The organism is Castellaniella sp. UC4447_H14 (genome assembly GCF_052978285.1).
Map to the genome: position 1 here is coordinate 2,310,349 of NZ_CM129666.1, position 17,608 is coordinate 2,327,956.

The 17,608-nt window shown below is 59.8% G+C and carries 19 protein-coding genes; 10 read left to right on the forward strand and 9 right to left on the reverse strand.

Annotated features, from left to right (window positions below; translation table 11 throughout):
* Positions 1-49 precede the first annotated feature (49 nt).
* Genes yidD through rpmH form a run of 3 tightly spaced genes read right to left on the reverse strand, consistent with a single transcriptional unit; the run spans position 50 to position 832 of the window.
* Positions 50-289, reverse strand: a complete 240-nt coding sequence (gene yidD / locus ACVCMJ_RS11085) for a membrane protein insertion efficiency factor YidD (protein WP_447082576.1) — start codon at positions 287-289, stop codon at positions 50-52.
* Entirely contained in the window at positions 286-651 is a 366-nt protein-coding gene (locus tag ACVCMJ_RS11090; RefSeq protein WP_447081468.1) for a ribonuclease P protein component, read from the reverse strand. The genes yidD and ACVCMJ_RS11090 overlap by 4 nt, the downstream gene beginning before the upstream one ends.
* A 46-nt stretch (positions 652-697) precedes the next feature.
* Entirely contained in the window at positions 698-832 is a 135-nt protein-coding gene (rpmH, locus tag ACVCMJ_RS11095; RefSeq protein WP_447081469.1) for a 50S ribosomal protein L34, read from the reverse strand.
* Between the two features lie 207 nt (positions 833-1,039).
* On the opposite strand from rpmH, the gene dnaA reads away from it, so the two are divergent.
* The 9 genes from dnaA (at position 1,040) to tnpC (ending at position 11,777) form a co-directional block, all read left to right on the forward strand.
* Positions 1,040-2,446 carry a chromosomal replication initiator protein DnaA gene (gene dnaA / locus ACVCMJ_RS11100; RefSeq protein ID WP_447082577.1) on the forward strand — a complete coding sequence of 469 codons (1,407 nt, stop codon included), beginning with the start codon at positions 1,040-1,042 and terminating at the stop codon, positions 2,444-2,446.
* A gap of 4 nt (positions 2,447-2,450) precedes the next feature.
* Entirely contained in the window at positions 2,451-3,563 is a 1,113-nt protein-coding gene (dnaN, locus tag ACVCMJ_RS11105) for a DNA polymerase III subunit beta (protein WP_447081470.1), read from the forward strand.
* Positions 3,564-3,627: 64 nt separating this feature from the next.
* A complete protein-coding gene (gene gyrB / locus ACVCMJ_RS11110; protein WP_447081471.1) occupies positions 3,628-6,081 on the forward strand; it encodes a DNA topoisomerase (ATP-hydrolyzing) subunit B in 2,454 nt (817 codons plus the stop codon).
* A 386-nt stretch (positions 6,082-6,467) separates the two neighbouring features.
* A complete protein-coding gene (locus ACVCMJ_RS11115) occupies positions 6,468-6,704 on the forward strand; it encodes a hypothetical protein (RefSeq protein WP_447081472.1) in 237 nt (78 codons plus the stop codon).
* 8 nt (positions 6,705-6,712) lie between these two features.
* Entirely contained in the window at positions 6,713-8,023 is a 1,311-nt protein-coding gene (locus ACVCMJ_RS11120) for a DNA cytosine methyltransferase (protein ID WP_447081473.1), read from the forward strand.
* A 55-nt stretch (positions 8,024-8,078) separates the two neighbouring features.
* Positions 8,079-9,134 (forward strand): hypothetical protein, encoded by a 1,056-nt coding sequence (locus ACVCMJ_RS11125; protein ID WP_447081474.1) that lies wholly within the window; start codon positions 8,079-8,081, stop codon positions 9,132-9,134.
* Positions 9,135-9,373: 239 nt separating this feature from the next.
* On the forward strand, positions 9,374-9,817 hold the full coding sequence (locus ACVCMJ_RS11130; RefSeq protein WP_447081475.1) for a transposase: 444 nt from the start codon (positions 9,374-9,376) through the stop codon (positions 9,815-9,817).
* Positions 9,814-10,146 carry an IS66 family insertion sequence element accessory protein TnpB gene (gene tnpB / locus ACVCMJ_RS11135; protein ID WP_447081476.1) on the forward strand — a complete coding sequence of 111 codons (333 nt, stop codon included), beginning with the start codon at positions 9,814-9,816 and terminating at the stop codon, positions 10,144-10,146. Before ACVCMJ_RS11130 ends, tnpB begins: the two co-directional genes overlap by 4 nt.
* Before the next feature lie 71 nt (positions 10,147-10,217).
* Entirely contained in the window at positions 10,218-11,777 is a 1,560-nt protein-coding gene (tnpC, locus tag ACVCMJ_RS11140; protein WP_447081477.1) for an IS66 family transposase, read from the forward strand.
* A 270-nt stretch (positions 11,778-12,047) separates the two neighbouring features.
* Here tnpC and ACVCMJ_RS11145 read toward each other — a convergent pair whose 3' ends face one another.
* The 4 genes from ACVCMJ_RS11145 to ACVCMJ_RS11160 all read right to left on the reverse strand — a co-directional run bounded on the left by ACVCMJ_RS11145 (position 12,048) and on the right by ACVCMJ_RS11160 (position 14,877).
* Complete coding sequence (locus tag ACVCMJ_RS11145; RefSeq protein ID WP_447082729.1) at positions 12,048-12,185, reverse strand: IS3 family transposase; 138 nt, start codon at positions 12,183-12,185, stop codon at positions 12,048-12,050.
* Between the two features lie 118 nt (positions 12,186-12,303).
* Positions 12,304-13,116, reverse strand: a complete 813-nt coding sequence (locus ACVCMJ_RS11150; protein ID WP_447081479.1) for a DUF4435 domain-containing protein — start codon at positions 13,114-13,116, stop codon at positions 12,304-12,306.
* Entirely contained in the window at positions 13,106-14,215 is a 1,110-nt protein-coding gene (locus ACVCMJ_RS11155) for an AAA family ATPase (RefSeq protein ID WP_447081480.1), read from the reverse strand. The genes ACVCMJ_RS11150 and ACVCMJ_RS11155 overlap by 11 nt, the downstream gene beginning before the upstream one ends.
* 248 nt (positions 14,216-14,463) lie before the next feature.
* On the reverse strand, positions 14,464-14,877 hold the full coding sequence (locus ACVCMJ_RS11160; RefSeq protein WP_447081481.1) for a hypothetical protein: 414 nt from the start codon (positions 14,875-14,877) through the stop codon (positions 14,464-14,466).
* Positions 14,878-14,961: 84 nt separating this feature from the next.
* On the opposite strand from ACVCMJ_RS11160, the gene ACVCMJ_RS11165 reads away from it, so the two are divergent.
* Entirely contained in the window at positions 14,962-15,540 is a 579-nt protein-coding gene (locus ACVCMJ_RS11165; RefSeq protein ID WP_447081482.1) for a DsbA family oxidoreductase, read from the forward strand.
* A 287-nt stretch (positions 15,541-15,827) separates the two neighbouring features.
* Here ACVCMJ_RS11165 and ACVCMJ_RS11170 read toward each other — a convergent pair whose 3' ends face one another.
* A complete protein-coding gene (locus tag ACVCMJ_RS11170) occupies positions 15,828-16,184 on the reverse strand; it encodes a DUF2784 domain-containing protein (protein WP_447081483.1) in 357 nt (118 codons plus the stop codon).
* Between the two features lie 190 nt (positions 16,185-16,374).
* A protein-coding gene (locus ACVCMJ_RS11175; protein WP_447082578.1) for an IS3 family transposase occupies positions 16,375-17,585 on the reverse strand; the annotation gives its coding sequence in 2 pieces (ribosomal slippage) (positions 16,375-17,270 and positions 17,270-17,585; 1,212 coding nt in all).
* Positions 17,586-17,608 lie beyond the last annotated feature (23 nt).

Below are 17,608 nucleotides of genomic sequence, written 5' to 3' on the forward strand. Positions count from 1 at the left end.
AACGTAGCGGAGCTGACACCCGCTTGAGGCGCCGGATTCGCGACAGAAGTCACCGGCGGCGCGAACCGCCCGCGGCGGGCGGTACGGGATCAAAGCCGCCCTGGCAACCCGGGTGGCAGCGCGCCACACGGCGGATACCCAACCATAGACCGCGCAAAACCCCGTGAGTTTCAATCGCTTCTATCGTATAGGCCGAACAGGTCGGGGTGAAGCGGCACTGCTGCCCCACCCAGGGGCTGAGAAAATATCGATAAAAGCGGATCGGCGCGATGAACAACGCACGCATCAGCATGGCGCTATCCGGGAAAGCAGCGTGTCCACTTCGAGCCGCACCTGGCGCTTCAGCGCCGTCAGGCTGCCCGCGTCGGGCCGGGCCACCAGCCGGAACACCCAGTCACCCTCAGGCAACGAGGCCCGGCGCAGCCGAAAGGCCTCGCGCACCACACGCTTGATGGCGTTGCGGCCCACCGCCAGGGGCACCTGGCGCTTGGGCACGATGAGCCCGAGACGAGCCCCGGCGCCTGTGCCCGTGGGCTGGCGGGGGCTGGAGACCACGAACAAAGCCCCTCGGGCGATACGTCGCCCCTTCAGGGCTGCTGCGTATTCCGAGGGGCGATGCAGCCGAGCCGCCGGAGGAAAAGCGGATGGCATGGCGGTCGGTGAAGGATGCGGCCAGATCCCGCATCCGGTCACTGAACTAGACGGCCAGGCGCTTGCGGCCCTTGGCACGGCGCGCATTCAGAACAGCGCGGCCGCTGCGTGTCTTCATGCGAACGCGAAAGCCATGGGTGCGCTTGCGGCGGGTAACGGAAGGCTGATAAGTGCGTTTCATGGTGAATCCAAAGAGCTCTGGAAAAGACGAGAAGTCCACGGGCCAGACACGCCCATGGGATCGAAAAGCCCACTATTTCAGCAAATTTTCGATGTGCCGTCAATCGTTTATGTTGTTATCCCCCGGGAAACCGGCCAGTCGCGCCGCTGCCCTGTGGATAACCTGCGACGGGAAAGGGTAGAATCGAGGTTTCGCCCAATGACTGTTATGAATGAATTCTGGCAGGCCTGTCTCCAGCAGCTGGAGCAGGAACTTCCCCCCCAGCAGATCAGTGCCTGGATCAAGCCGCTGGTCCCCCTCGGTTACGACGAGGAACTCGCGATCCTGAGAATCGGTGCGCCCAATCGCTTCAAGCTCGACTGGGTGCGCAAGAACTTTTCGTCCCGGCTGGAATCCCTGGCGGCCGACTGGTATTCGCAATCGGTCCAGGTGCAGTTCGAACTCTCGGCCACGACACCGGCGCGCGGCCCGGCACCCGCCGGCGCAACAGCGCCGGCCGTCGCCATCCGGGTCCAGGCGCCAGTCCCCCAGCCGGCGAGCGCTGCCGCTGTCAGCCCGGTGGCCTCGGCGACCGAAGAAGCCGTCCAGGACCGGTCCCACCTGAACCAGGAACTGACCTTCGACAACTTCGTGATCGGCAAGGCCAACCAGCTCGCCCGGGCGGCCGCGATGCAGGTCGCGGAAAACCCCGGCGTGTCGTACAACCCGCTCTTCCTATACGGCGGCGTGGGTCTGGGCAAGACCCACCTGATTCACGCCATCGGCAACGCGCTGCTGGCCAATGGGCTGAGCACGCGAGTCCGCTACGTGCACGCAGACCAATATGTATCGGACGTGGTCAAGGCCTACCAGCGCCGGGCCTTCGACGACTTCAAGCGCTACTACCATTCGCTGGACCTGCTGCTCATCGACGACATCCAGTTCTTCGCCGGCAAGAACCGGACCCAGGAAGAGTTCTTCTACGCGTTCGAAGCGATGGTCGCGCACCGCAAGCAGATCATCATCACCTCGGACACCTATCCCAAAGAGCTGGCCAACATCGACAGCCGGCTCATCTCGCGCTTCGACTCGGGGCTGACGGTGGCCATCGAGCCGCCCGAACTGGAGATGCGCGTGGCGATCCTGCTGCGCAAGGCCCAGACCGAGGGCATCACCATGCCCGAAGAAGTCGCCTTCTTCATCGCCAAGCATCTGCGCAGCAATGTGCGGGAACTGGAGGGCGCGTTGCGCAAGGTATCCGCCTACGCCCGGTTCCACGGGCGCGACGTGCTGACCGTCGAAGTCTGCAAGGAAGCGCTGAAGGATCTGCTGTCCGTCTCCAATAGCCTCATCACGGTCGAAAACATCCAGAAGACGGTGGCCGATTTCTATAAAATCAAGGTCGCCGACATGTACTCCAAGCGGCGCCCCGCGAATATCGCACTCCCCCGGCAGATCGCCATGTACCTGGCCAAGGAGCTCACCCAGAAAAGCCTGCCCGAAATCGGCGACCTGTTCGGTGGGCGCGACCATACCACCGTATTGCACGCGGTGCGCAAGATCACCGATCTGCGCGCCAAACAGACCGAATTGAATCACGCGCTCCATGTACTCGAGCAAACCCTCAAAGGATAAGAAGATGCAACTGATACAAGCGACCCGCGATGCCGTGCTCAAACCCTTGACGACTGTGGTGGGGATCGTCGAGAGGCGCAATACCTTGCCGATTCTGGCCAACGTGCTGATCCGCCAGCAGGGTCCCCAGGTATCCTTCATCGCCAACGATCTGGAAGTCCAGATCACGACCCACGCCGATTTCGGCGCCGGGGCCGAAACCCAGGCCACGACGGTGGCGGCGCGCAAGTTGCTGGACATCCTTCGGGCATTGCCCGACACGGGCGACGTGAAGCTGTCGCTGGACGACGCGAAACTGTCCGTGCACGCGGGCCGCAGCCGCTTTGCGCTGCAGACGCTGGCGGCGGACGACTACCCCACTGTTTCCCAACCCGAACAATGGGACGCCTCCTTCAGCATGTCCCAGAAGGCGCTCAAGCATCTCTTCGACCGCGTGCATTTCTCCATGGCGCAGCAGGACATCCGCTACTATCTGAACGGTCTGCTCTTCGTCACCGAGCCGGCGCGGATCAACGCCGTGGCCACGGATGGCCACCGGCTGGCCCACAGCGCCACCGCCATCGAGGGGCTGACCGGACAGAACGACGTCATCATTCCGCGCAAGACGGTGCATGAAATGCAGCGGCTGCTGTCGGACGATGCCGAATCGATGGTGCAGATCGACCTGACGTCCAACCAGATCCGCTTCCGCTTCGACCAGATCGAGGTCATCTCCAAGCTGGTCGAGGGCAAGTTCCCCGACTACAAGCGCGTCATCCCCACCGGCTATACCCGCCACTTCACGGTCAACCGCGAATCGCTGCAGGCCTGCCTGCAGCGGGCGGCCATCCTCACGACGGACAAGCTCCGGGGCGTGCGGCTGGAGCTCGGCGGCAACCTGATGCGCATCTCGGCCTCCAACGCCGAACAGGAAGAGGCGCGCGAGGAACTGGAGATCGACTACGCCCAGGAACCGCTGGACGTCGCGTTCAACGTCAGCTATCTGCTGGACGTGCTCGCCAACGTCAAGACCGAGACCATCCGCTGGTCGGTGCAACCGGACGTCAACGCGTCGGTCCTCATCACGCTGCCCGACGACGATTCCTTCCAGTACGTCGTCATGCCGATGCGCATCTAGCGTCCCCTCCACGCGGGACACCCGGCCGGTCCCGCGCCGCCCCGGATTCAATCACAGGATTTCCATGCCAGAACAAACCCACCACCGCCACCCGGACGCCAGCTACAGCGCCGACTCGATCAAGATGCTCAAGGGCCTGGAGGCCGTGCGCAAGCGTCCCGGCATGTACATCGGCGACACGTCCGACGGCACCGGCCTGCACCACATGGTCTTCGAAGTCGTGGACAATGCCATCGACGAGGCCCTGGCCGGATTCTGCGACGAAATCGTGGTGACCATCCACGCCGACAACAGCATCTCGGTGGTGGACAACGGCCGCGGCATCCCGACCGCGATCCACAAGAGCGACGAGCAGCACCGCAGCGCGGCTGAAATCGTCATGACGGAACTGCACGCCGGCGGCAAGTTCGACCAGAACTCCTACAAGGTGTCCGGCGGCCTGCACGGCGTGGGCGTCTCCTGCGTCAACGCCCTGTCCGAATGGCTGAAGCTCACCATCTGGCGCAACGGCCACGAGCACCAGATCGAATTCCACCGCGGCGAGCGCGTCGCGCCACTCGCGATCACGGGCGACACGGACCGCACCGGGACCAGCGTGCGGTATCTGGCCGACGCCGAGATCTTCACCAACATCGAATACACCTACGAAATCCTGGCCCGTCGCCTGCGCGAACTGTCGTTCCTGAATAACGGGGTCAAGATCCGGCTGGCGGACGAACGCACCGGCCAGGACGAGGACCTGGCCTACCTGGGCGGCGTGCGCGGCTTCGTGCAATACATCAACCGCTCCAAGACCGTCCTGCACGAAAACATCTTCGCGGTGTCCACTGAATCCGACGCGGGCGGCGTGCGCTGCGGCGTGGAAGTCGCCATGCAGTGGAACGACAGCTACGCCGAGACCGTACTGTGCTTCACCAACAACATCCCGCAGCGCGATGGCGGTACCCATCTGACCGGGCTGCGCGCCGCGATGACGCGGGTCCTGAACAAATACATCGCCGACAACGAACTCGCCAGGAAGGCCAAGGTCGACACCACGGGCGACGACATGCGCGAGGGCCTGGCCTGCGTGCTGTCGGTCAAGGTCCCCGAACCCAAGTTCAGCAGCCAGACCAAGGACAAACTCGTTTCCAGCGAAGTCCGCCCCGCCGTCGAAGACGCGGTCAGCCGCACGCTCGAAACCTGGCTGCTCGAGAACCCGAACGACGCGCGCGCGCTGTGCGGCAAGATCGTCGAAGCCGCCCGGGCCCGCGAAGCCGCTCGCAAGGCGCGCGAAATGACGCGCCGCAAGAGCGTCCTCGAAGGCGCCGGCCTGCCGGGCAAGCTCGCCGACTGTCAGGAGAAGGACCCGGCGCTGTGCGAGCTGTACCTGGTCGAGGGCGACTCCGCCGGCGGCTCCGCCAAACAGGGGCGCGACCGAAAGTTCCAGGCCATCCTGCCGCTGCGCGGCAAGGTGCTGAACGTGGAGAAAGCGCGCTTCGATCGGCTGCTCTCCAGCGAACAGATCACCACGCTCATCACCGCGCTCGGCACCAGCATCGGCCCGGATTTCAACATCGACAAGCTGCGCTACCACCGCATCATCATCATGACTGACGCGGACGTGGACGGCGCCCACATCCGTACCCTCCTGCTGACGCTGTTCTACCGTCAGATGCCAGCTCTGGTCGAGCGGGGCTACATCTACATCGCCCAGCCGCCGCTCTACAAGGTCAAGGTCGGACGCGAGGAACGCTACCTGAAGGACGACGCCGAAGAAGGCCAGTTCATGCTGCAGCTCGCCCTGAAGGACACGGAACTGCTGCCGCGCACGGACGCACCGGTCATCAGCGGCGATGCGCTCATGGATCTGGCGCGTCAGTATGTCACCGCGGACGCCGTAATCGCCCGCCTGTCGCGTACGCTGGACACCGAGGCGCTGTCGGCCATGGCCGAAGGCGTGACGATCACCCTCGCGGACGAAGCCGCCGCACGCGCCAGCGCCGCCGCCATGGAAGCCGCGCTGCGCGACCCGCAGGATCCGCACCCGGTCCACGTGGAAGCGCAGTATGACGACACCGAAGAGGCATGGCGACTGGCCGTGATACGCCCCCACTTCGGCAACCTTCGCGTGAGCCTCTTCGACCGCAGCTTCGTGCGAGGCGGCGACTACGCCATCCTGGCCCGCACCGCCAAGACCTTCATGGGTCTGCTGGGCGAAGGCGCCGTCATCCGCCGCGGCCTGGGCGACAAGCAGAAGGAAAAGCCCGTCGCCGACTTCCGCGAAGTCATGCAGTGGCTGCGCACCGAAGCCGAACGCGGCATCAGCAAGCAGCGCTACAAGGGCCTGGGTGAAATGAACCCGGAACAGCTTTGGGACACCACCATGGACCCCGCCTCGCGGCGCCTGCTGCAGGTCCGCATCGAGGACGCCATCGCCGCCGACGAAATCTTCGTCACGCTGATGGGGGACGACGTGGAGCCACGCCGCAAGTTCATCGAGGCGCATGCGCTGCAGGCGGGGAATATTGACGTTTGAGTTTTGTTGGATTTCGGAAAAGATGGCCAAGTGCTGTGCGAGTAGTTGGCCATTCGCTGTGAAATGGAACTCCCCAACTGTCGAACTCGAGAAGCTTGAAATTGATGGGGGCTTTCTTAGTTACTGCTCTCATCAGCCTTTTCTCTTGGTCGACTGTTGCACAGAATCTCACAGGTAAAACACGGCGCGCCTTGGAGAACAGCGCATCGCGGCTACGCAGTTCAACTTGGGGTGGCATATGATCCAGGCCATGGTGTTGCGCAGGATAAATCGCCCTAGGTTTTGGGTGGGCTCCGAGCCTTGAAAAAACGGCGTCACGGCAAACCACATGAAATTTCCCGCGAGGCGCGTTAACGGGCTCTGCTGCTGGCCGGTTAATTTTTCACATGTTCGCAGCGCTGGCCGAATTCGAACGTGGTTTGATTCGAGAGCGAACGCAAGCTGCTGCTCGCGCTAGGGGTCGAGTTGGTGGCCCGAAACCGACACTGGACAATCCACAAGTGCGTGAAATCAAAATGCTACTGCGAGATCCACACATCCGGGGGGCTGAGGTGGCCCGTCGTTATGGCGAGTCTCGAACCACTGTTTACGAACCCGTCGGCGTTATCGCGCCACGCCAATGAGACACAGCATGAGTAAAGACGACGTTGTTGTATCTCTTTTTTCCGGAGCTGGCGGGTTCTCAGCCGGATTCACCCAGGCCGGGCTAAAGCCGCTTTTCGGGACTGAGATTAACGCTGACGCCTGCCAGACGTACCAGCTGAATATTGGCAGCCCCTGTCATCAGCTCGACCTGAGTACGGTCGAACCGACCCAACTTGAAAAGCTGGCTGGTGGCCGCAGACCATTTGTTGTTATCGGTGGCCCCCCGTGCCAAGGTTTTAGCACCGCTGGACCGCGAAATTCTTCCGATCCTCGCAACCAACTTATCTTCAACTACCTCAACATCGTTGAGACGCTAGCGCCCCGCTGGTTCATCTTCGAGAACGTCGAGGGCCTTTTGACTTCTGGCGGTGGCAAAGATCTTGCGCGTCTGGTCCGCGAGTTTGTTGACATGGGGTACTCGGTTCGGCTGCAGAAGGTGAACCTCGCCTCGTATGGCGTGCCGCAGACGCGCAAACGGGTGCTAATAATCGGTAACCGGCTTGGCATTAATTTCCAGTTTCCCAATGAACTGTTTTCGTTTAACAGCGGCAAGGCCAAAAAGTCTTCTGGCAGGCCCATGGCACCCAGCCTCGCTGAAGCGATCGCGGGACTCGGTCCAGCAGTGAGTACAAAGGATGCGCTAGTGCCGTATCCGAGCGTTGACCCAGTCAATGCTTTTGACGCCCGCATGCGGAAGAGTAACGTCCTAGGTGCCGTGACTCACCACATCCGAATGGAGCCTGCCGGGCGCATGCAGGTGGAACTACTCAAGCCTGGCCAGACGATGAAGGACCTTCCGCCTGAGCTTTGGCATGACAGCTACAAACGACGTGCAAACCGGAGAGTTTCGGACGGTACGCCAACCGAAAAACGAGGTGGCGCACCGTCAGGCATCAAACGCTTGCACGACAGTTTGCAAAGCCTTACGATTACGAGCGCCGCCGCTCGGGAATTTATCCATCCTAGTGAACACCGTCCACTAACCATTCGAGAATGCGCCCGCATCCAGACCTTCCCTGATAAGTACCAGTGGGTAGGCAACAACGCCAGCGTGATGCAACAAATTGGAAACGCAGTTCCGCCGCTCGCTGCTGAGCTGCTTGCCAAGCACTTACAAGAGATCGACGGGTCGTTCGGCGGGGATACGCGGCCAGCAGATGGAAAGCCCGCGAAGCTTCTGGGATTCGTTCTTACCGAAGCGCTGGGGATGAGTCCAGCCCTCAAGTCAACAGAAGCGCTGCTCACAGAAATGTATCAAGGGAGGTTGGTTTTTGATGGCCACACGGCAACGGCTTAGCGCGGAGAGGTCGCGGCAGCTCACCAAGCTACTTACTATCACAAACACTACTAACATGCGGGCGCTTATGGAGGCCGGAGAGCTGGCGAAGGTAATTGCACTTGTGGCCGCCGATATCGGTAAGAGCGACGAGATGATGTGCGCCTTCCCCGCACTTTGGCCGAAGGTCGCCCCGAGGCAGGAGTACTACGACACAGCGGTCGATTGGTTCACCGCTCACGATGCAACGGTTACGTCCTTCGATGTGGTCGATATGCTTGATGCAGGTACATCACTGGATCCGGACTTCATGACTTACTTGAAGTGCCTGACCGAGTTGCACAAGCGGCGGCGCAAATATGGACTAATTCTTCAGCAGCAGCCCATGCCGACCATGGTGCAGGTCTCTCCGAGAGCGCTCATGGAATACGGCCCGGACTTTCCACCGGAAGCACTTGCTTCCTGGCTCACCTGGCGCAAATTTTTCTATGACCTCGACAATCGGTCTGCGCAGGAAACGGGCTATCTCTTCGAGCCTATCCTTGCTGCTTCCATTGGTGGCGAACCAAAATCGGCGCGTGAGCGTGTTGTCAAACGGACCGATAACCCGGCGAAGGGCCGGCAGATTGACTGCTGGAAAGTACTGCCCGATGGAACCCCGCTTGCATACGAACTTAAGCTGCGCGTGACTATCGCAGCCAGCGGTCAGGGTCGATTCGGCGAGGAGCTTTCCTTCGCCCGTGATTGCAGAACTTCAGGGGCGAAGCCAATTCTTGTCGTTTTGGATCCGACAAAAAACGGCAAACTAACTGAACTCCAGGCCGCGTACCGCGACGCGGGCGGCGCTACTTATGTGGGCGATGCAGCTTGGGGACACCTTAAGGATGAAGCAGGGGCAACGATGGCGTCGTTCATTGAGCGCTACGTCCGCGTGCCCGTGGCTTCCGTATCAAGTTTTGAGAACGCTATCGAACGTGATACGGTCGAACGTAGCCTCATCCTCAGAGACCTACAGGCGAAGCTCGAAGGCAACGAGTTAACTATCTCTCTTGGCGGACATCGACGCCGTATTGAGCGCCACGAGAATCAGAGTCTAGCGACTGAAGAGGAACATGATAGCGATCTGTCCTAGTGCCAACCATCTGCCAACGGCATAGGGAAGTAAGGCTCCTCTATAACGCAAGTGAATACCGCTGGCGAACATTCATGCTGAAGCTCCGTTGTCCCCGGTTTTTCGAGTGAAGTGGAATTCCTTCACGGATTTCCTTCCCGTCAGTACCGGGAATGATTTGTATCTGTCCGGCGAACGCATCTTGAGCCGTTCCGGTATCCGATAGAGCATACGTGTCCGCTTATTTGTCGTGGACACGTATGTACGAAGATCCGATTGGCAAGCCGCGCCGCCGCCGGCGCACCTACACCGCTCAGTTCAAGGCCGAGCTGGTGGCCCAGTGCGTGGATCCGACCGTCTCGCAGGCGGCGGTGGCCATCGAGCACGACATGAACCCCAATGTGCTGCACCGGTGGGTGATCGAGCACGAGCGTCTGGGTCTGCACGAACTCGATACCTCGATTGACGCCGGCCAGACGGTCACTGTGCGCGAGTCGGCGAGCTGGCTGCCGTTCGTTCCGGTTCAGGCCACTCGACAGGTAGCTCCCCTGGTGGCCGCCCAGCCTGCAAAGCCGCCTTCAACCGTGCCGCCAGCGGCCACCATTGAAGTGGGTCTGGCCGCCGGTGGACTATCGATGACGATTCGCTGGCCCGCCACCGAGCATCAGTCGCTCGCCCAATGGGCGCGCCAGGTCCTGTCATGATCCGTATCGATCGGATCTGGGTGGCGGTCGATCCCATGGACATGCGCGCCGGCCTGGAGGCGACGCTTGCCCGCGTGGTGCGCGTCTTCGGCGCGGCGCACCCGCACCACGCCTATGTCTTTGCAAACCGCCGCGCCACCCGCGTGAAGGTGCTCGTGCACGACGGCATCGGCGTGTGGCTCGCGCTCCGGCACCTGAACCAAGGCAAGTTCGTCTGGCCCGCGCCGGGGGCCACCCGCATGGAACTGTCCGACGAACAGATCGGCGCCCTGGTGCTGGGCCTGCCCTGGCAGCGCCTGGGCGCGGCGGGCGTCATCGACCGCATCTGATCTGGCACGGGCCTTGCAATCGGTGCTGATGCCAATGGTGCGACGCAACGCCCGCTGGCATACTGCCCGCCATGACGACCGAGGCACCCGAAGCACTGTCGCACATGGACGCCGCGCAACTGCGCGCGCTGGCCGCGAGCCTCATGGTGACGCTGCGGGACAAGGATCAAGAGCTCGCGCGCAGATCGCAGGAATTGCTCTCGACCAAGACCCTGAACGAGCGCCTGACCTTAGAGATCGCGATGCTGCGCCGCTTCCGGTTTGGCAAGCGCGGCGAACAGCTGCCGCCCGGTGTGCAGGACAGCCTTCTGGAAGACGCGGTCGATGAGGACCTGGTTGAGATCGAGGCGCAACTGGCGGCACTGAACCCTCAGACCACACCGCCCTCCGAACCCAAGGACCAACCCAGGCGCGCGACACTGCCCCCGCAGCTGCCCCGCATCGAGATCCGCCACGAACCGCACAATGCCACCTGCACCTGTGGCTGCCAATTGAAGTTCGTGCGCGATGAGGTGAGCGAGAAGTTGGATTACACGCCCGGCGCCTTTACCGTCGAGCGCCACGTGCGCCCGATCCTGGCCTGCCCACGGTGCGAGCGAATCACCCAGGCGCCGATGCCGGCCTACGTGATCGACAAGGGCTTGGCCACGCCCCGCCTGATGGCCCATGTGCTGGTGGCCAAGTACGCCGACCACCTGCCGCTGCACCGCCAGGAAGGCATCTTTGCCCGGGCGGGTCTGCGCATTGCGCGATCAACGCTGGCTGAGTGGGTCGGTGCCTGCGGCTTTGCGCTGCAACCATTGGTCGCGGCGCTGCGCGAGGAGATCCTCTCGCACCGCGTGCTGCATGCCGACGAGACGCCGGTCAGGTTGCTCAAGCCCGGTAGCCGCGCCACGCACAAGGCGTACCTGTGGGCCTACGCGTCGGGCGCCTTCGAGGACCTGCGGGCTGTCGTCTACGACTTCACCGAAGGACGGGCCGGCGCGCACGCCCGGGAGTTCTTCGGCGACTGGACCGGGAGCCTCGTGTGCGACGATTACGTCGGCTACAAGGCGTGCTTCACCCAAGGGATCACCGAGGTGGGCTGCATGGCGCACGCCCGGCGCAAGTTCTTCGATCTGCACGCGGCCAGCCAAAGCCCGCTGGCCGCGCAGGCGCTGGAATACATCGGCGGCCTGTACGCCATCGAGCGCGAGGTGCGCGACCTGTCCCCCGATGAACGGCTGACGCGGCGACAGCGGACTGCAAGGCCGCTGGCCGACAAATACCACGCCTGGCTACTCGCGCAGCGCTCCCGCGTGCCGGAGGGCTCAGGCACGGCACGAGCCTTGGACTACAGCCTCAAGCGCTGGGGGGCATTGACCCGTTACCTGGACGACGGGTGGCTTCCCATCGACAACAACCGGATCGAACAGCAGATCCGGCCCATCGCCGTGGGCCGCCATAACTGGTTGTTTGCGGGTTCCTTGCGGGCCGGCAAACGGGCGGCCGCCGTCATGAGCCTGGTGCAATCGGCCAAACTGAACGGCCACGACCCTTATGCGTATCTGAAGGACGTGCTCACGCGACTGCCCACGCATCCGAACAGCCGGATCGGGGAGCTGCTGCCGCATCGCTGGCAGCCCGCCTGAGAAAGAACTGCGGCCGCCTGACGGCGACCGTCAATGTGTGTTCGCCGGACGGTAACGACCATACGTTTACACGGCCTAGGAATCTAGCGCGTGTATACCTGTCTCCATCGGTACACCCCGTACTCTCCGTTGAACCGAGAACCTCGGTGCCAAACAACTAGACAGAGAATCGTATCTGTCCGGAGAACGCATCTTGAGCCGTTCCGGTATCCGATAGAGCATACGTGTCTGCTTATTTGAACTAACCCTCAGAAGTTGGACGGTGGCGGATTAGGCGGCCAAGGCCGGAGTTCGGTATTGCACTGGACTCCGGTCTTTTAGTTTTGTCCTGATACGTTCGTGATTGTAGTAGTGGATGTATTGGCGGATGCCAGCCTGAAGCCGCTCGACGCTCTCGAGGCGGCTCATATAGGAGAACTCTGACCTCGGCGTACCGAAGAAGCCGACCCTGGTGGCATTGTAAGGCCCCAGCAGAACCTGCACCGCCTCAGCGAATAATACACAAGCCCAGCTAGCATTTTAATTATCAACACGCTATGTGGTTTTTAGAAAAATCCGATTCTGTTACTGCCGCACCGGATGAAATCGGATTTACTTTTGATTTAGAGAATGCTTCGCGAACCAAAGTACAGATACGATCATATTTCTCTCCTTTGCGTGAGGCCCCAAACTCCATAAGCTGGTGTACTCCGAACTTGGTCTTGCGATGTGCTCCGGAGAGTTGCCGAAGCAATAGGCCAAATAGAGATTTTCCACGCAAAAGCCTCTGGTAGTTCGAGGTAATCTCGTTATACAAATCAGCCGGGTACGTTTCGCCGTCGAACAGTTTAAGTTGCTGCTCACAGAACTCAGGCGACTCTAGTACTTTTTTTGGATGCGTACGAAATTCACATGGGATACCCCGAAGCTGTCTACTTACTGCGAGAGCGTACCACCGGATAAAACGCTGGAGCTCAGCCTGAAATGTGACTAGCTCGCGTTCGTTCAAGAGGGCACAGAGATCACCATCGGAAAATATGTCGTTTTCAACTGAGTAACCTTCCGTAGTTATCAACCTTGCATCATTAACGTCCTTTCCAGAATGCACCCAGAGATCATTGTCAACAATAAATATTATGGGATTTTTAACATGCTGTTCATGAAGCTTATAGAGCAACTTTAGTACCGCGTCTTTGTTCCCCGCGGGCAATACATCCAGTCCTAGTTTGCTTAGGCCTTGTTCAACATTTCTGTAGAAAATTATGTCGTCTTTGCCTTCCACCAGTATTGTTGGCAGCCCGCTGCGTTTCAATAATTCAAATAGTTCGTCTACCGTCGGCCGCGGCTTCTCACTCGCCATTTTTATCACCTCTGTCTTCGCTAAGAGCTACTTCCTTATCAGGATATTTCCCATAAATAAAAGGAGAGTGTGTTGCAAAAATAAACTGATTTCCGGAGCCTTGCGAATTCAGAATCGAGTAGAGTTGTCGCTGCCAATCCACATGGAGGCTCAATTCTGGTTCATCAATAAAGACCACAGAATTCTTATGAAATGCGTTATAGCAAATGAAACTCAACATTTGCTTTTCCCCCGCCGATAACGCATCGCTACTCACGGCCTCTGCGGCATCTCCGAAACTAAGCCGCTTACGAAACGAAATTCCAGAATGCTGAAAGAGCCTCTCCGCTAGATCGCGAATCGCGTCTAGCGGCTGCATCGAGGCAGAGCGGTGCTGCTCTATCTTTTCGATTTCTGTGCGAGTTTCCGAAAGGAGAGTATCCGCATCCTGTTTAACGGTTTGTGTACTTTCGTAATGTCGAATTTTATCAATTACGCTCCTAGAAACCTCGCCCTGAAACGCATTGATTTCTTCAGAGATTAGTGCGTGTTTTCGCAATAGCAGGGTTGAGATATCCTGGGTAGCTATCGAGGCCACAAAAGTGTGATTGTCGTTAGTCAGATTTCTCGAAAGAGCAGCGAGCGCTTCATTCACTTCGGACTCCGCTCGTGAGCTCCTTGTGCGAGGAGTCGCTACTGAGGAGTTCATGGAGAACCCACCCTCGATTCGTCTAAAGGTGGGAAAGAAGATGGAGCCTCCGATAGAGCTTATTACCGGATTTGCCTTGTCTTCAGCGGACTCGGAGAATATATCATCACTGGTCGCGTCGTCTTCATAGACGCGCTTTTCTCCGTTCATTTCAAGCTCGACACGGCAATAGACAGGGCCTGTTCTAATCACGGTGCATGAATATTTATCAGTCACAATAGAACAGGTCTTGAAGTCTATCTCTTTCAAAGCGAGAAGAATGTTGCCACTCATGATGAACCAAGCAAGCTTCAGAATTGTTGTCTTCCCAGACCCATTACGGCCAGTCAATATGTTAAGGTCGCTGTTGAACGCACAGTCCACATGCTTTTTTCCAAATAATCCGCTTATTGATAGATATTTAAGCCGCATAGGTTTCCTTCTTATTCATATATAACGTAGATTGGTGAATTGCCTTGGTGACGCGGGTGAGCGCAACACTACCAAAATAGCTAACGCAGCTCCCTTCGTCGAGATCCGTCAACAACTAATAAAGAGCTTATTAATATGAGCATAAAGATTGCCGACCCAAATTTACCGGACAACATTCGACCCTGCGTGTGTGCGGCACGCTACATTGGATTTACATATTAGCATCATGAGTTCGAATCAAGGTTTCACTACCTGTCCGGCAAGCTAGCGTAAGCTCTTCTGAAAGGCAGGCAGGGGCTGACAAAAATTCGGAGTAAAGCGACCTCCGTCCGCGATAGGGGTCGCTGCAGCGTCCTGAGCTTCGAATCGCCCAGCCGCCCCGGGTGGCGGGGCTGCAGCTCCTCGAGTATCGTCACCGTCATCAAGTCCGGCTCCGCCTGCAGCATCGGCACGATCTCGCTGACCCACACCTCGGACAGCGGATCAGCTCGTGTACGCCAATGGCGTTCCGTGCGCTGCGAAGGCGGGCGGTCGCGCCCCTCCAGGCGCCGGGCACTGGCTACGCTGATACCAACTTTTGCGGCCGATGTCTCCTGACCGTGGGTCACGCGCAATTTCTTGTATTGGGTCATCTGATGATCCGTGATGCGTTTGCCGGGCATGGACCGCCTCCCTATCGAGGCAATCACTGTAAAACCCCCATCACATTCCGCGTCCCTACGGTGCGCGCCAACCGCTCAAGATAATTGTCGTCGTCCACATTGTCCAAGATCGATGGCGAAATCGAGGCGGAGCTTCATTTCCAACCCTTTGAGCTGAACCCGGACATGCCACCCCAGGGGCAGAATACCGTCGAGCGCCTATCGCGCAAGTACGGCATGACGCCGGAACAGGTCCACCACAATGGCGAAGCCATCACGGCACGGGGCCGCGAGGTCGGCTTCACCTTCAACATGGACAAACGCACACGCACCTACAACACTTTCGATGCGCACCGGTTGCTGCACTGGGCCGGTCTCGAAGGCCATCAACTGGCCTTGAAGCATGCGCTCTTGAAGGCGTACTTCACTGACGGCGAGAATCCCGGCCATCACGAGACTCTGATCAGGTTGTGCCGCGAGTCGGGGTTGAACCAGGATCGCGCGCGCGAGCTTCTGGATTCTGACGAGTACTCGGCAGAAGTACGAGCCCGCGAACGTTTCTATACCCAGCAGGGTATCAATTCCGTCCCTTCCATCATCCTGAACGACCGTCACTTGATCCAGGGCGGCCAGGCCCCCGAAACCTTCGAGCGGGCTTTACGGCAAGTTGCTGATGCCGGGTGAATCGACCCAAACCCTCTAGTATTAGATTTCCGGGCCTGGCAAATCGCCGCGATGGAATCTCAGATGTACCCGTTATAAACAGCGGCCCGAGGAAGAGGCGATCAATGCCGGGAAACAGCACTTTCCCAGCAGACTTCCTTTGGAGAAGCGCATGGCCCCCTCCCCCCGTACTCGAAATTTCCGAAGTCTAGCTGTCTAAACCCAGCAGGTTGTTCACAGCCAACGGTAGGCGCTCGCCCACTCGTTCGCCCACTCCCCGGGGCCAATCTTAAATATAGGGTGCCCGGTCAGTGCGGGCGTACCCACACCCAAAGCCCGACGACATACGCGAACATGACGACATAGGCTGCGGAAAATACCCAAAGCGGCAGCGGCAGATAGAACAGGTGGTTGATCCAGCCCGCAATGAGTGGCTGCGTGCGGCCCGAACCTGACAGGTCGGCCTGCCAGGTCGTCAGGAAGCACACCCGGCCCAGAAGCGCTTGCAGGGCAACGATCGCCAGGCTTGCAAGATGCGCCATGCGCCACCAGAACACACGGACCCAACGCCAGCCACGAAGCGCGCCCACGGGGACAAGAATGCAGCCCGCCGCGTTGAAGGCGATGACGGCAAGGTGCAACGCAAGAATGACGGTGGCGGCCATGAGCGGATCTCACGCATGGAAGAGGTTGCTGTCTGGTCCGCGAAGCCGGCAGCCAATACGGCGAAACCCAAACATGATTATTAGAATCACTAATACTATGATAATAGCAACTGGGTGGACCTTCGCTCACATTATTATCTACTTATGGATCAAGCCATGTGGATTTGCCCCCGTATTACCGGACACAGAATCACCCTTGGGTTGATAAATCCTGATGGCGCCTGAACTCCCTGGGAGACCGGTATTTCAGCGCACTGTGGGGATGCCGCTCGTTGTAATGCTCGAAGGCAATCGCCAGATTCTGCAACGCCGTGGACACATCGGGCTTGGGCATGAAGGCGACATAGTCACGCTTGATTGTCTTCACGAAGCTCTCGGCCATGCCATTGCTCTGGGGGCTGCGCACGGGCGTGGTCAGCGGTTTCAGGCCAATGCGTCTGGCGAACTCTCGCGTCTTTGATGCGATGTAGCCCGAGCCATTATCGCTCAGCCACTCGATCTGCTGCGGCGTCCGATCGGTATTGCCGAACCGGTGTTCCAGCGCCGCCAGCATCACATTGCGCACCACGTCGCCACTATGACCAGCGGTGGTCGCCGACCAACTCATCGCTTCACGGTCGCAGCAGTCCAGGGCAAAGGTCACCCGCAAGGGGCTGCCATCATCACAGCGGAACTCGAACCCGTCAGAGCACCAGCGCTGATTGCTGCGCAGGACGGCGATCTGCCCATCGTGGCACCGCGCAGGCGCCTGGGGCTGCCGGCGACGTTCCAGCAGCAGGCCATGGTCGCGCATCACCCGGTAGACCCGTTTGGCGTTGACCGGCGGCTCCAGCCGCTGCTCCCGCTCTCGCCGCACCAGCGCCCAGACTCGCCGATAGCCGTAGCTGGGCAACTGACCAATATGCTCATGAATCTCTTCGACCAACTTCGTATCCTGCGTCGGGCGGGCCGTGCGGCCATCGCGCCAATCCGCTGATCGTGCCAGCCTGACTGCCATGTTCGAGCGCGCCACGCCGAGGACTTCACAGACCCGCTTCACCGGTCTTCCCCTGGCAACGAGGGCGAGCGCGCAATCCATTTTTTTGAGCGGCCGTACTCCACCGCTTCGCGCAAAATCTCGTTCTCCATGGTCTTCTTGCCCAGCATGCGCTGCAGCTCCCGGATCTGCTTGAGCGCGTCGGCAAGCTCCGAGGCCGCGACCACCTGCTCGCCAGCATCCACTGCCGACAAGCCGCCGTCCTGGTACAGTTTGCGCCAGTGAAACAGCTGGTTCGGGTTCACACCATGGCGGCGCGCCACCATCGAAACCGTCTGACCAGGCTCGTTGCTCTCGCGCACCATGGCCAGCTTCTGTTCCACCGACCAGCGCCGCCGACGCTCCGGCTGGGTCAGTAATTCCATCACTTCCTGCTTGCTGTTGGTCA